This window comes from Kitasatospora sp. NPDC058478 (genome assembly GCF_042720345.1).
In the GTDB taxonomy this organism is placed as follows: domain Bacteria; phylum Actinomycetota; class Actinomycetes; order Streptomycetales; family Streptomycetaceae; genus Kitasatospora.
Genome location: NZ_JBHXML010000058.1, coordinates 1 through 11,906, shown reverse-complemented (window position 1 = coordinate 11,906; position 11,906 = coordinate 1). Strand labels below are relative to the sequence as shown.

Annotated in this window: 12 protein-coding genes and 1 riboswitch; of the genes, 9 read left to right on the top strand and 3 right to left on the bottom strand. The window is 73.1% G+C overall.

Annotated elements, in window-relative coordinates; genetic code table 11:
* Positions 1-63 precede the first annotated feature (63 nt).
* Positions 64-1,554, bottom strand: a complete 1,491-nt coding sequence (locus ACFWPT_RS28505; RefSeq protein ID WP_380342309.1) for a glycine hydroxymethyltransferase — start codon at positions 1,552-1,554, stop codon at positions 64-66.
* A 29-nt stretch (positions 1,555-1,583) separates the two neighbouring features.
* Positions 1,584-1,679: riboswitch (ZMP/ZTP riboswitch) on the bottom strand.
* Positions 1,680-1,984: 305 nt separating this feature from the next.
* Here ACFWPT_RS28505 and ACFWPT_RS28500 point away from each other — a divergent pair.
* The 4 genes from ACFWPT_RS28500 (at position 1,985) to ACFWPT_RS28485 (ending at position 7,649) form a co-directional block, all read left to right on the top strand.
* The gene (locus ACFWPT_RS28500; protein WP_363367281.1) at positions 1,985-2,950 is read left to right on the top strand and encodes an ABC transporter permease; all 966 of its coding nucleotides are present in this window, start codon (positions 1,985-1,987) and stop codon (positions 2,948-2,950) included.
* A 76-nt stretch (positions 2,951-3,026) separates the two neighbouring features.
* A complete protein-coding gene (locus ACFWPT_RS28495) occupies positions 3,027-4,778 on the top strand; it encodes an ABC transporter substrate-binding protein (protein ID WP_380342312.1) in 1,752 nt (583 codons plus the stop codon).
* A gap of 119 nt (positions 4,779-4,897) precedes the next feature.
* Entirely contained in the window at positions 4,898-5,890 is a 993-nt protein-coding gene (locus ACFWPT_RS28490) for an ABC transporter permease (RefSeq protein WP_063350084.1), read from the top strand.
* Positions 5,891-6,008: 118 nt separating this feature from the next.
* Positions 6,009-7,649 (top strand): dipeptide ABC transporter ATP-binding protein, encoded by a 1,641-nt coding sequence (locus tag ACFWPT_RS28485; protein WP_380485265.1) that lies wholly within the window; start codon positions 6,009-6,011, stop codon positions 7,647-7,649.
* Here the strand turns inward: ACFWPT_RS28485 and ACFWPT_RS28480 are convergent.
* Complete coding sequence (locus tag ACFWPT_RS28480) at positions 7,646-8,299, bottom strand: GNAT family N-acetyltransferase (RefSeq protein WP_380485263.1); 654 nt, start codon at positions 8,297-8,299, stop codon at positions 7,646-7,648. The two genes, ACFWPT_RS28485 and ACFWPT_RS28480, sit on opposite strands and share 4 nt — an antisense overlap.
* Before the next feature lie 41 nt (positions 8,300-8,340).
* Between ACFWPT_RS28480 and ACFWPT_RS28475 the strand changes: the two genes are divergently transcribed.
* Positions 8,341-8,772: a cytidine deaminase family protein gene (locus ACFWPT_RS28475; RefSeq protein WP_380342319.1), complete on the top strand. Its 432-nt coding sequence runs from the start codon at positions 8,341-8,343 to the stop codon at positions 8,770-8,772.
* A gap of 120 nt (positions 8,773-8,892) precedes the next feature.
* Entirely contained in the window at positions 8,893-9,456 is a 564-nt protein-coding gene (locus ACFWPT_RS28470) for an EF-hand domain-containing protein (RefSeq protein ID WP_380485261.1), read from the top strand.
* A 54-nt stretch (positions 9,457-9,510) separates the two neighbouring features.
* On the opposite strand, the gene ACFWPT_RS28465 is transcribed toward ACFWPT_RS28470, so the two are convergent.
* Entirely contained in the window at positions 9,511-10,086 is a 576-nt protein-coding gene (locus tag ACFWPT_RS28465) for a TetR family transcriptional regulator (RefSeq protein ID WP_363367271.1), read from the bottom strand.
* Positions 10,087-10,235: 149 nt separating this feature from the next.
* Here ACFWPT_RS28465 and ACFWPT_RS28460 point away from each other — a divergent pair, with 149 nt between their 5' ends.
* The 3 genes from ACFWPT_RS28460 to cbiE all read left to right on the top strand — a co-directional run.
* Entirely contained in the window at positions 10,236-10,829 is a 594-nt protein-coding gene (locus ACFWPT_RS28460; RefSeq protein WP_380485259.1) for a dihydrofolate reductase family protein, read from the top strand.
* Between the two features lie 129 nt (positions 10,830-10,958).
* Positions 10,959-11,378: a gamma-glutamylcyclotransferase family protein gene (locus ACFWPT_RS28455; protein WP_380485257.1), complete on the top strand. Its 420-nt coding sequence runs from the start codon at positions 10,959-10,961 to the stop codon at positions 11,376-11,378.
* 102 nt (positions 11,379-11,480) lie between these two features.
* The coding region (cbiE, locus tag ACFWPT_RS28450) for a precorrin-6y C5,15-methyltransferase (decarboxylating) subunit CbiE (RefSeq protein ID WP_380485255.1) at positions 11,481-11,906 on the top strand (426 nt) is incomplete at its 3' end.

The window sequence follows — 11,906 nt, the reverse complement described above, 5'->3', positions numbered from 1 at the left end:
GGGCCGGCCAGGCGGGGCCGGCCAGGTGCGGCCGGTCAGGTGCGGCCGGTCAGGTGCGGCCGGTCAGGTGAGGTCGACGCCCGGGTAGAGGGGGAAGGGGGCGAGGAGGTCGGTGGCGCGCTTGGCGACGCCGTCGCGCACGGCGTCGTCGAGGCGGTACTGGGCCTTGGAGGGGGCGCCGCCCGCGGTGGTGGTCGGGGTGGTGGCGCGCAGGACGGTGTCGATCAGGGCGGCGATCTCGTCCATCTCGGCGGTGCCGAGGCCGCGGGTGGTGAGGGCCGGGGTGCCGAGGCGCACGCCCGAGGTGTACCAGGCGCCGTTCGGGTCCTGCGGGACGGAGTTGCGGTTGGTGACGACGCCCGAGTCCAGCAGCGCAGCCTCCGCCTGACGGCCCGTCAGGCCGTAGCCGGAGACGTCGGCGAGGACGAGGTGGTTGTCGGTGCCGCCGGTGACCAGCCGGCCGCCGCGGCGCAGCAGGCCCTCGGCGAGCGCCCGGGCGTTGTCCACGACGGCGTGGGCGTAGGTCTGGAACTCGGGTCGGCGGGCCTCGGCGAAGGCGACCGCCTTGGCGGCCATGACGTGCGAGAGCGGTCCGCCGAGCACCAACGGGCAGCCGCGGTCGACGTGTTCGGCCAGTTCGGTGTCGCACAGCACCATGCCGCCGCGCGGGCCGCGCAGCGACTTGTGGGTGGTCGTGGTGACGATCTGGGCGTGCTGGACGGGGTCGTGGTCGCCGGTCAGCACCTTGCCCGCGACGAGGCCGGCGAAGTGCGCCATGTCGACCATGAGGGTCGCGCCGACCTCGTCCGCGATCTCGCGCATCCGCCGGAAGTCGACCAGTCGCGGGTAGGCGGAGTAGCCGGCGACCAGGATCAGCGGGCGGAACTCCCGGGCGGTCTCGCGCAGCGCGTCGTAGTCGATCAGGCCGGTGGCCGGGTCGGTGCCGTAGCTGCGCTGGTCGAACATCTTGCCCGAGATGTTGGGTCGGAAGCCGTGGGTGAGGTGGCCCCCGGCGTCCAGGGACATGCCGAGCATCCGCTGGTTGCCGAGCGACTGGCGCAGCTGCGCCCAGTCCTGCTCGGTGAGGTCGTTGACGCCCCGGACCTTGGCCCGCTCCAGCGCCGGGCTCTCCACCCGCTGGGAGAGGACGGCCCAGAAGGCGGTGAGGTTGGCGTCGATGCCGGAGTGCGGCTGGACGTAGGCGTGGTCGGCGCCGAACAGGGCGCGGGCGTGCTCGGCGGCGATGGTCTCGACGGTGTCGACGTTGCGGCAGCCCGCGTAGAAGCGCCGGCCCGCGGTGCCCTCGGCGTACTTGTCGCTGAGCCAGTTGCCCATGGCGAGCAGGACGGCCGGGGAGGCGTAGTTCTCGCTGGCGATCAGCTTGAGCGAGGCGCGCTGGTCCTCCAGCTCCTGGCCGATGGCGGCGGCGATCCGCGGCTCCACGCCGGCGACCACGTCGAGGGCGCTGCGGAAGGCGGTGTCGGCGGCCGCGCCGGCGGCGGTGTGCGGGGCCTGGGCGGCCTCAACGGCATGAGGGGTGTGCGGGGTGGCCAAGGCGGTCTCCTCGTGGTGCACGGACGAGTACGGACGGCCCAGGCGCTCGGCAACTGTCGTGCGGGTGCACGGAGCCGCTTCCCGATGGTCGGTTCCATCCGTGCGCGCCAGTCGCGGCTCCCCGGGATCGTACCAATGCCCGGGGGGATGTGGCGGAGATCTCAGGATTCGGGACGGCACGCCCGTTTCGCCCCTCGATGTCCGTTCTTCTGCAACGCCGGTATTGCGGCGCAATGACGCCGAATGAAGCCGCAATACGCGCCGAAACAATGCCGGGGAAAACCGCCGGAGGTGATTTGCGGACCTCCCCGCGCATCCGGTCTGATGGCGCTCGAACAGCCGACGGGAAACCCCCGGGGGCCGGTTCGGAAATGCACACCAGCGCACCCTCACCCACAGGGCGGCGGAGAATTCGGGGAGTACGCCTCTCATGGCCGTGGTCGAAACAGCAGCGGGCTCCGTCCCCGCACCCGCCGCGCCGAGGCTGCTCGGCCGGCTCCTGCGCGACCGGGTCGGCGCCGCCGCCCTCGCCGTCGTCCTGCTCTTCCTGCTGCTCGCCCTCGCCGCCCCGCTGATCGCCGCCCTGTACGGGAAGAACCCGGTCGAGCACTACGGCCAGAACTCCCCCGGCCTGCTCAGCGACAGCGGCCTGCCCGTCCTGCCGAACGGCGGCATCTCGGGCGACTTCTGGTTCGGCCTGGAGCCGGGGCTCGGCCGGGACGTCCTGACCCAGCTGCTCTACGGCATCCGCACCTCGCTGCTGATCGCCTTCGCCTCCGCCGCCGTGACCACCACGCTCGGCGTGCTGGCCGGGGTCGCGGTCGGCTACCTCGGCGGGATCGCCGACCGGCTGTTCGGCTTCCTGGCCAACGTGCTGCTGGCCTTTCCGACCCTGCTCCTGCTCCTCGCGCTGAGCCCCGTCATCCAGTCCCGGCTGGTCGATCCGGGCGCCGCGGAACCGGAGTGGATGCAGTTCCTGGTGCTGATCCTGGTCTTCTCCGCGTTCGGCTGGATTCCGCTCGCGCTTTCCCTGCGGGCCACCGTGCGGTCGCTCCGGGAAAGGGATTTCGTGCAGTCCGCCCGGGCCCAGGGCGCCGGCCGATTCCATGTCGTCGTCCACGAACTGCTGCCGAACGTCCGCTCGCAGCTGCTGGTGCACGCCACCATGGCGGTACCGACCTTCGTCGCCTCCGAAGCGGTGCTGTCCTTCCTCGGCGTCGGCATCACGGAGCCGATCCCGGACTGGGGGCGGATGATCTCCCGCGGCTCCGAGGTCTTCCAGGCCGATCCGACCTACATGGTCTTCCCCGGTGTCGCCCTGCTGCTCTTCGTGCTCGCCTTCAACCTGCTCGGCGATGCCGTCCGGGACGCGCTGGACCCGCGCGCCGCCCGCTGAGCCCCCGTCCTCCTCCGTCCATCACCCCAAGCCCGCCCCGACCCGCCCCGACTCCCGGGGCAAGGAGAGATTCGCCATGCGCTGGACCAGACCGTCCCTCGCCGTCGTCGCCACCGCCCTGCTGGCGACCGCCTGCTCGGCCGGCGCGGGCACCGGCCCGGCGCCCGCCGGGGCGGCCGCCAAGGAGACGTCCCCGCTGACCGCCGCGCTCGGCGGCGAGAAGGAGAGCGCCGGCCCGGCCCCCGCCGTCGCCGGCGCCCGCGTGGGCGGCACCGTGAACGTGTACAACAGCGTCGAGTTCCGCCACCTCGACCCGCAGAAGGTCTACGCGGGCGCGACGTACAACGCCTCGCTGCTCTGGGGCCGCCAGCTGACGCAGTATCAGGTCGTCGACGGAAAGGCCAAGTTGGTCGGCGACCTGGCGACCGACACCGGCACCTCCGGCGACGGCGGGCGCACCTGGACGTACCGGCTCAAGGACGGCGTGGCCTGGGAGGACGGCAAGCCGATCACCTCCCAGGACGTCAAGTACGGCATCGAGCGCAGCTTCGGCAAGGGCTACGAGGTCGGCCCGCCGTACTGGCCGCAGTGGCTCACCGGCGAGGCCAGCTACGAGGCGGCGCGCGCCAAGTACGCCGGCCCGCAGGACGGCGACCTGGCCGCGATCGAGACGCCCGACGAGCACACCCTCGTCTTCCACTTCCCGCAGCCGCAGGCCGACGTCCCGTACATGGCCGCGCAGTCCTCGTCCTCGCCGGTGCGCCGGGACAAGGACACCGGGACGGACTACGACCGGCAGCCGTTCGCCACCGGCCCCTACCGGATCGTCGAGCACGTCCAGAACACCCGCATGGTGCTGGAGCGCAACCCCGCCTGGAAGGCCGAGACCGACCCGATCCGCAGCCAGTACCCGGACAAGTTCGTCTTCACGTTCGGCAAGGAGGCGCTCAACATCAACCAGGAGATCCTGTCCGGGCGCGACGGCGGCGCCAGCGCCACCACCGCCTCCGACGTGCTCTCCCCCGAGCTGTACCAGACCGCCGACACCGACCCGAAGGCCAAGGACCTGGTCGTCTCCGGGCGCCAGGGCGCCTTCGTCACCCAGCTGGTGATCAACAACGAGCGGGTGCCGGACGTCGAGGTCCGCAAGGCCCTGCACCTCGGATACCCCCGCCAGCAGGCCCGCCAGGTCCAGGGCGGCTCCCGGATCGGCGAACTCGCCAGCACGCTCAGCTCGCCGGCGCTGATCGACTGGGAGAAGTACGACCTCTACCCGGTCAAGCCCGAAGGCGACCCGGAGGCCGCCAAGGCCGCGCTCGCCAAGGCCAAGCAGGCGCCGACCAGCCTGACCTACGGGTACAAGAACACCCCGGACGGACAGCGCACCGCGCAGGTGCTGGTGGACGGCTTCGCCAAGTCGGGCATCACCATCGTGCCCAAGCCGATCGACCCCAAGGCGTTCCTGGACGAGGTGCACCGCGCCGACTCCCCGTACGACCTGTTCGAGGAGACCTCCTCCGTCGACTGGCCGACCCCGTCCACGCTGATCCCGTTCTCCTTCGACGGCCGCGCCGGCAGCGACCTCAACTCCGCGCGCTACCGCAACCCGGCGGTGGACAAGGAGATCGACCGGATCAACCAGATCGGCGAGCCGCGCGCCAAGGCCAAGGAGCTGTACGCGCTGGAGAAGACCGTGATGCAGGACGTCCCGGTGCTGCCGTTCGTCTACGCGAACGTCAACCAGGTACGCGGCTCCAACGTCGGCGGGGCGTTCATCCACCCCATCTACGGCACGGTCAGCCTGGCGTGGCTGTACCTGAAGTCCTGACCGCCGTACCCGCCCCCGCGCCGGTCGGTGCGGGGGCGGGCCCCTGAAGTCCTGCACTCCCCGTGTGCTCCACGTAGCCCTCGCGTACGTCTCCCCGTCCCGTCGACCCCGGACCGGCCATGCTCTCCTTCGCCCTGCGGCGGACCCTCCAGGCCCTCGCCGTCCTGGTCGCGGTCTCCGCCGCCGCCTTCGCCCTCTTCTACGCCGCGCCCGCCGACCCGGCCCGCGCCGCCTGCGGCCCGCGCTGCGACAGCGGCCAAGTCGCGGCGGTGCGCCAGAGCATGGGCCTGGACCAGCCGCTGCTCACCCAGTACACCGACTACCTCACCGGGGTCGTCGCCGGGCGCGACATCAGCGACGTGGACGGCTCGGTCATCCACTGCGACGCGCCCTGCCTCGGCTACTCCTACCGGCTGCACCAGCCCGTCACCGAGGCCCTGGCCGACCACCTGCCGGTCACCTTCTCGCTCACCGCCGGCGCCCTCGCCGTCCTGCTGGTGCTCGGCCTCGGCACCGGGTTCGTCTCCGCGCTGCGGCACGGCGGCCGCACCGACCGGCTGCTCTCCGGCTTCACCCTCGTCGGCGCCAGCGTGCAGATCTACTTCCTCGGATACGTCGCCCAGTGGGCACTGGTCTACTCCACCGGCCTGCTGCCACTGCCCTCCTACACCCCGCCGACCGAGGACCTCGCGGCCTGGGCGGGCGGGCTGCTGCTCCCCTGGCTCGTCCTCGGCTTCGTCAACTCCGCCGTGTTCGCCCGGCTTTCACGCTCCCAGCTGCTGGAGACGATGAACGAGGAGTACGTCCGCACGGCGCGCGGCAAGGGCCTCGGCCGGCTGCGCGCCCACCTCAAGTACACCTCGCGCGGCGCCGCCGGACCGCTGGTGCAACTGCTCGGCCTGGAGGCCGGGGTGCTGCTCGGCGGGGCGGTCATCACCGAGACGGTGTTCGGGCTGAACGGGGTCGGGCGGTTCGCCGCCCAGGCGGTGTCCGGGCAGGACCTGCCCGCGGTGGTCGGCGCGGTGCTGCTGGCCGCCTGCTTCGTGGTGCTGTTCGTCGCGCTGGCCGACCTGGTGGTGGCCTGGCTCGACCCGCGAATCCGCCTGAGCTGACTGGAGCCGTTCGATGACGTCCACTGTTGAATCCGTGTCCGGGGGCGTGCCCGGAGCCGCGCCCGGAGCCGTGTCGGAGGCCGCTCCTGGGCCTGGTGCCGCGCCCTCCGCAGAGCCCGTGCTGAGCGTTCGCGATCTGACCGTCACCTTCGCCGACCCGCGCGGCGGGACGCCCGTGACCGCCGTCCGGGGGCTCTCCTTCGACCTCGCCGCCGGTGAAGTCCTCGGCCTGGTCGGCGAGTCGGGCTCCGGCAAGTCGGCCACCGGCCTCGCCGTCCTCGGCCTGCACGACCCGCGCACCACCACCGTCACCGGCTCGATCCGGCTGGGCGGGCAGGAGTTGGTGGGCGCGACGGAGTCCACGCTGCGCCCGGTCCGGGGCGGCCGGGCCGCGCTGGTCTTCCAGGACGCGCTCACCTCGCTCAGCCCCTTCCACGGCGTCGGCGCCCAACTCGCCGAGATGTACCGGCTGCACCACCCCGGCGCCGGCCGCGCCGAGGCCCGCCGACGGGCCGCCGCGATGCTCGACCGGGTCGGCATCCCGGCCGCCCGGGTGCGCGACTTCCCGCACCAGTTCTCCGGCGGGATGCGCCAGCGGGTGATGATCGCCATGGCACTGATGAACGACCCGCAGGTGCTGATCGCCGACGAGCCCACCACCGCCCTGGACTCCCGGGTGCAGCGGCAAGTCCTCGACCTGCTCGGCGAGTTGCAGCGCGAGCACGGCACGGCGGTGCTGCTGGTCAGCCACGACCTCGGCGTGGTCGCCGGGACGACGGACCGCACGCTCGTGCTGCGCGGCGGCGTCGAGGTCGAGTCCGCGCCGACCGTCGAGCTGCTGGCCGCGCCGCGCGAGCCGTACACCCGCGCACTGGTCGGGGCGGCGCTCACCCTCGACTCCGTACCCGGCTCACCGTTGCCGACAGTTGACGATCCGTCACCCACCGCCGAATTCGCGCCCCGGACGGTCGGGCACCCCGAGCGCTGGCTCGTCGAGGTGGCGGACCTCGCCGTCCACTTCCCCGGGCGGCGCCGCCTTCCCAGCCTGCGCGCCGAGCCCGTCCGGGCAGTGGAGGGCGTAGGACTGCGGATCGCCCCCGGCGAGACGCTCGGACTGGTCGGCGAGTCCGGCTCCGGCAAGTCCACCACCGCCCGCGTCCTGGCCGGCCTCCAACAGCCCACCTCGGGAACGGTCCTGTACGACGGCCAGGACGTCACCCGCCCGAGCCGGGAGCTGCGGCGCCGGCTCAGCCGGGAGATCCAGCTGGTCTTCCAGGACCCGTACGCCTCCCTCAACCCGCGCCGCACCGTCGCCCAGACCCTCGACACCCCGCTGCGCCTGCACACCTCACTCGACGCGGCCCAGCGGCGGGAGCGCTCGGCCGAACTGCTGGACCAGGTCGGGCTGCCCGCCGCCCACCTGGACCGCTACCCGCACGAGTTCTCCGGCGGACAGCGCCAGCGGATCGGCATCGCTCGGGCCCTCGCCCCGCAGCCGCGCCTGATCATCGCGGACGAACCGGTGTCGGCCCTCGACGTCTCGGTCCAGGCGCAGGTGCTCAACCTGCTGATGGAGCTGCGCGAACGCCTCGGCGTCGCCTTCCTGTTCGTCTCGCACGACCTCGCCGTGGTGCGGCACTTCTGCGACCGGGTGGCCGTGATGCACCGGGGCCGACTGGTCGAGTCCACCGACCGCGACCGCCTGTTCAGCGCGCCGCACACCGAGTACACCCGGGAACTGCTGGCGGCGGTGCACTAATCCTGGGACCGGTCCTCGCGGGGACTGGCCGTGGCCGTGCGGTCGGGCGTGGCCTCACGGGGGTCGGTGGCCTCACAGGGGCCGGGCGTGGCCTCGCGGGGGTCGGTGGGGAGGAGTGCGTAGAGGTGCATGTCGCGGCGCTCGTCGCCGACGGTGCGGTGGCTGCGCAGCAGGCCCTCGTGCCGGAAGCCGGTCCGCTCGGCGGTCCGGAGGGACGCGGCGTTCCAGGGTTCGATGTACAGCTCCAGCCGGGCGAGGCCGAGGTCGTCCAGCGCCCAGGCCGCGACCGTCCGCAGCGCGTGCCCGGCCACCGCGCGCCCGCGCGCCGAGGGGGCCGTCCAGTAACCGACGGAGGCCCTGCCGTCGGCCTGCGGGAACAGCCCGACGAAGCCGACGGCCCGGTCGTCCGGCCGCGACGCCACGGTGAAGGAGTAACCGGTGCCGTCCGCCGCCCTCGCCCACTGCCGTTCGACGAACGCCCGATCGGCCCCGTCGTCGTACCCGGCGGAGGCGGCCGGGACGGTGGTGACCAGCGGGATGTACGGGTCGGTGCCCGCCTCCCGGACCACGGCGAGGTCGGTGAGGCGCCAGGGGCGAAGGGTGAAGGGGCCCGCGCAAAGCGTTGGCACGATCAGGGGCGGTCGGTCCATGCTCGAAGCCTGTCATGTGCGATCAAGGAGTCCCAGCGAATATGTCCGCCAGCGATCAATCCGACCCCGTAGGAGACCGCGCAGCCGTCGACCAGGAGCTCGTCGAGGCCGCCCGGGCGGTGGCCCAGCGCTTCTCCCGGGGCGACAACCACACCGTCGCGGCCGCCGGACGCAACGCCGACGGGCGGATCGTCACGGCCTTGAACGCCTACCACTTCACCGGCGGCCCGTGCGCGGAGCTCGTCCTCATCGGCGCGGCCGCCGGCCAGGGCGCGTACGACCTCACCACGGTCGTCGCGGTCGGCGACCGGGGCCGGGGCGTCGTGCCGCCGTGCGGCCGCTGCCGGCAGGTGCTGCTCGACTACTTCCCGACGGTCGAGATCATCGTCAAGCGGGGGACGGAACTGCTCGCCCTGCCCGTCCTCGACCTGCTCCCCGAGGCGTACGTCTGGGCCGAGCACCAGGACGGCTAGCAACCTCGCCCTTGAGTCGCGCTCGTGTGGCCGTTCGCCCGTCGTTCGGCTGCGCGAGCGCGACTCCAGGCACTAGCGTGCTGGCGACGTGTCGTAGTGATCGCCAACCGAGGGGGCACATTGTCGGACGACCTGCTCACAGCAAAGATCAACCACGGGTTCGACCACCTCGACGCCGACGGCGACGGACTCCTCACCGAACGGGACCACATCCTCATGGGCATCGCCGTCGCCCGCTCGCTCGGCCACCAGGAGGGCTCGGAGGCCGAGGCCGTCATCGTCCGCGCCTACCTGACGGTCTGGCACGACCTGCACCTGGCCCGCCTGCCCGCCGGCACCGAGGCGATCACCCGCGAACAGTTCGTCCGCTCGACCGGCGCCCTCTCCGACGACCCCGAGGCCGCGCGGACCAGCTTCGGCGCACTCGCCGACGCCTTCCTCGCCGTCGCCGACACCGACCGCAGCGGAACGGTCGACGCCGGCGAGTTCTTCGTCTTCCAGCGCGGCCACTTCGCCGGCCTCTCCCGCGACGACGCCGACGAGGCCTTCCGCCACCTCGACCGCGACGGCGACGGCACCCTCTCCGCAGCCGAGTTCACCAGCGCGATCATCGAGTTCTGGACCAGCCGCGACCCCGACGCCCCCGGCAACTGGTGGACGGGCAGGCCCCCGCACACCCTCTGACACCCCCTCCGGCACAGCCGCCCCCTCGCCCGCCGAAACGCGAGGCCGGCAGGGTCAGGTGGCGGGGACGATTCGCTCGACGATGGTGTCGAGCAGGGCGGGCAGGGTGTCGGTGCCCAACACCTCGGGCAGGGTGAGGTGTTCGACGATCAGGCCGGTCATCGCGAGGTAGAGGACGAGGACGGTCTCGCGGTCGCCGGGCAGTCCTCCGTCGAGGTGGTAGGCGACGTTGGCCTCCAGTTGCTCGCGGATGGTGCCGGTGAGCTGGGCCCGCAGGCCGGGGCGGCGGGTGGCTTCCAGGCGCAGTTCGAGCATCGCGAGGTAGCCGGCCCGGTCCGCGGAGATGCGGCGGATCAGGTCGCGCATCAGGGCGGCGACCAGAGCGCGGTCACGCGGGGCCCGCAGCAGGTCGGCGATGACGGCCGGGTCCGGGGTGAGCCGGTGGTGGATGTGCCGGGCGGTCTGGTGGAGCAGGTGGTCGCGGTTGGCGAAGTAGTTGGAGGCCGTGCCGTTGGGGACGCCGGCCTGCACGTCGACCGCGCGGAAGGTGAGGCCGCGGGCGCCCTCGCGGGCGAGGACCTCGATGGCGGCGTCGGCGAGGGCGGTGCGGCGGGCGGGGTTCTGGACCATGGGTCGATTCTCTCTCGCGGGGTTTTCGGGAGCCGGGGTGCCCGGGTCCGAAAACACCTTGGCAACCACTACGACTGGAGTACTATAGTCGGAGTGGTTAGGCGGCGGGCCGCACGGCCCGCGCCGCTTCCCGACCCCAAAGGACCTGCATGCGCAAGCTCACCTACTTCATCGGCACCACCATCGACGGCTTCATCGCCGGCCCGGACGACAGCTTCGACTTCTTCGCGCCGTTCCTCACCGAGGACTACACCTCGACGCTCTTCGCCGAGTACCCGGAGACCATCCCCACCCCCGGCCGCGCGGCGTTCGGCATCGCGGAGGCACCCAACAAGCGCTTCGACACCGTCGTCATGGGCCGCGGCACCTACGCACCGGGGCTGGCCGTGGGCCTCACCAGCCCCTACGCCCACCTGCGGCAGATCGTGGTCTCCCGCACCCTCGGCACCAGCCCGGACCCGGCGGTGGAGGTCACCGCGGAGGACCCGGTGGCCCTCGTCCGCCGGCTGAAGCAGCAGGACGGGCTCGGCATCTGGCTCTGCGGCGGCGCCGACCTGGCCGGCCGGCTGCTGCCCGAGATCGACGAGTTGATCATCAAGCAGTACCCGGTGGTGGTCGGATCGGGCATCCCGCTGTTCCGCGCGGAGTTCGGGCCCCGCGCCTTCACGCTCACCGACAGCCGCGTCTTCGAGCGCGGCAACGTCGTCCTCACCTACGCACGGACCGCCCCGGACGCCGCCTGACGCCCACCGTCCGGCGGACGCGCGGGGCACGGGACGCGCGAGGCAAGAGGCGCGCGAGGCAAGAGGCGCTATCGCGGCGCGGGCGCGAGGACGTACCGTGGGCGCTCCCCCAGCCGAGAGGTCGAACCCGTGTCCGAGGAGGCCCTGCCGTTCTTCGTCTACGGCACCCTGCGCAGCGGCGGCCGCAACCACGCCGCCCACCTGGCCGAACGCTGCGCCGACATCCGCCCGGCCGTGCTGGACGGCGCCACACTGCACGACGGCCCCGGGTACCCGTACGCGGTGCCGGACGCGACGCCCGGGCGCCGGATCGTGGGCGAGCTGATCACCGTACGGCCCGGCGCGTACGCCGGAGCGCTCGCGGCGCTGGACCGGCTGGAGGACTGCCGGGCGGACGGGACGGGCCTGTACGTACGGCGGCGGCTGCCGGTGCGGACGGCGGCGGGCGAGCTGCGGGAGGCCTGGGTGTACTTCGCCGGGCCCGTCGTCGAAAGCCGACTGCGGGAGCGGCCCGCGGTGATCGACTCGGGGGACTGGGCGGACCGGTAGCGGGGGACGGGCGGGAGACGGGCGGCCGGATACCGCCAGGTAGGCTGCCCCGATAGTTATTTTTTCTACTCACGGCGCCCGCCGAACGACAGGAGCCACCCGGTGCCCGAGCTGCCACCCCCGATCACCGTCGTCGGGATCGGGGCCGACGGCTGGCCCGGCCTCTCCACCGCCGGCCAGGCCGCCCTGCGGGCAGCCGAGGTGGTCGTCGGCGGCCCCCGGCAGCTGGACCTCCTCCCCCGCGACGAGGTCGCCGCCGAGCGCGTCCCGTGGCCGTCCCCGCTGCGCCCGGCCGTTCCCGGGCTGTTCGCCGCGCACGCGGACCGCCGGGTCGCCGTCCTGGCCAGCGGCGACCCGATGTTCTACGGCATCGGCCGCACCCTCGCCGAGACGGTCGGCGCCGGGCGGCTGCGCGTCCTGCCGCACCCCTCCGCCGTCTCCCACGCCTGCGCCCGACTCGGCTGGCCGCTGGAGTCCACCGAGGTGGTCAGCCTGGTCGGCCGCCCGCTGGACACCCTCGCCCTGGCC

Excerpts from the sequence above, each read along its gene's own strand:
- ACFWPT_RS28500 (WP_363367281.1), top strand. The coding sequence starts at position 1,985 with ATGGCCGTGGTCGAAACAGCAGCGGGCTCCGTCCCCGCACCCGCCGCG.
- ACFWPT_RS28495 (WP_380342312.1), top strand. The coding sequence starts at position 3,027 with ATGCGCTGGACCAGACCGTCCCTCGCCGTCGTCGCCACCGCCCTGCTG.
- ACFWPT_RS28490 (WP_063350084.1), top strand. The coding sequence starts at position 4,898 with ATGCTCTCCTTCGCCCTGCGGCGGACCCTCCAGGCCCTCGCCGTCCTG.
- ACFWPT_RS28480 (WP_380485263.1), bottom strand. The coding sequence starts at position 8,299 with ATGGACCGACCGCCCCTGATCGTGCCAACGCTTTGCGCGGGCCCCTTC.
- ACFWPT_RS28475 (WP_380342319.1), top strand. The coding sequence starts at position 8,341 with ATGTCCGCCAGCGATCAATCCGACCCCGTAGGAGACCGCGCAGCCGTC.
- ACFWPT_RS28465 (WP_363367271.1), bottom strand. The coding sequence starts at position 10,086 with ATGGTCCAGAACCCCGCCCGCCGCACCGCCCTCGCCGACGCCGCCATC.
- ACFWPT_RS28460 (WP_380485259.1), top strand. The coding sequence starts at position 10,236 with ATGCGCAAGCTCACCTACTTCATCGGCACCACCATCGACGGCTTCATC.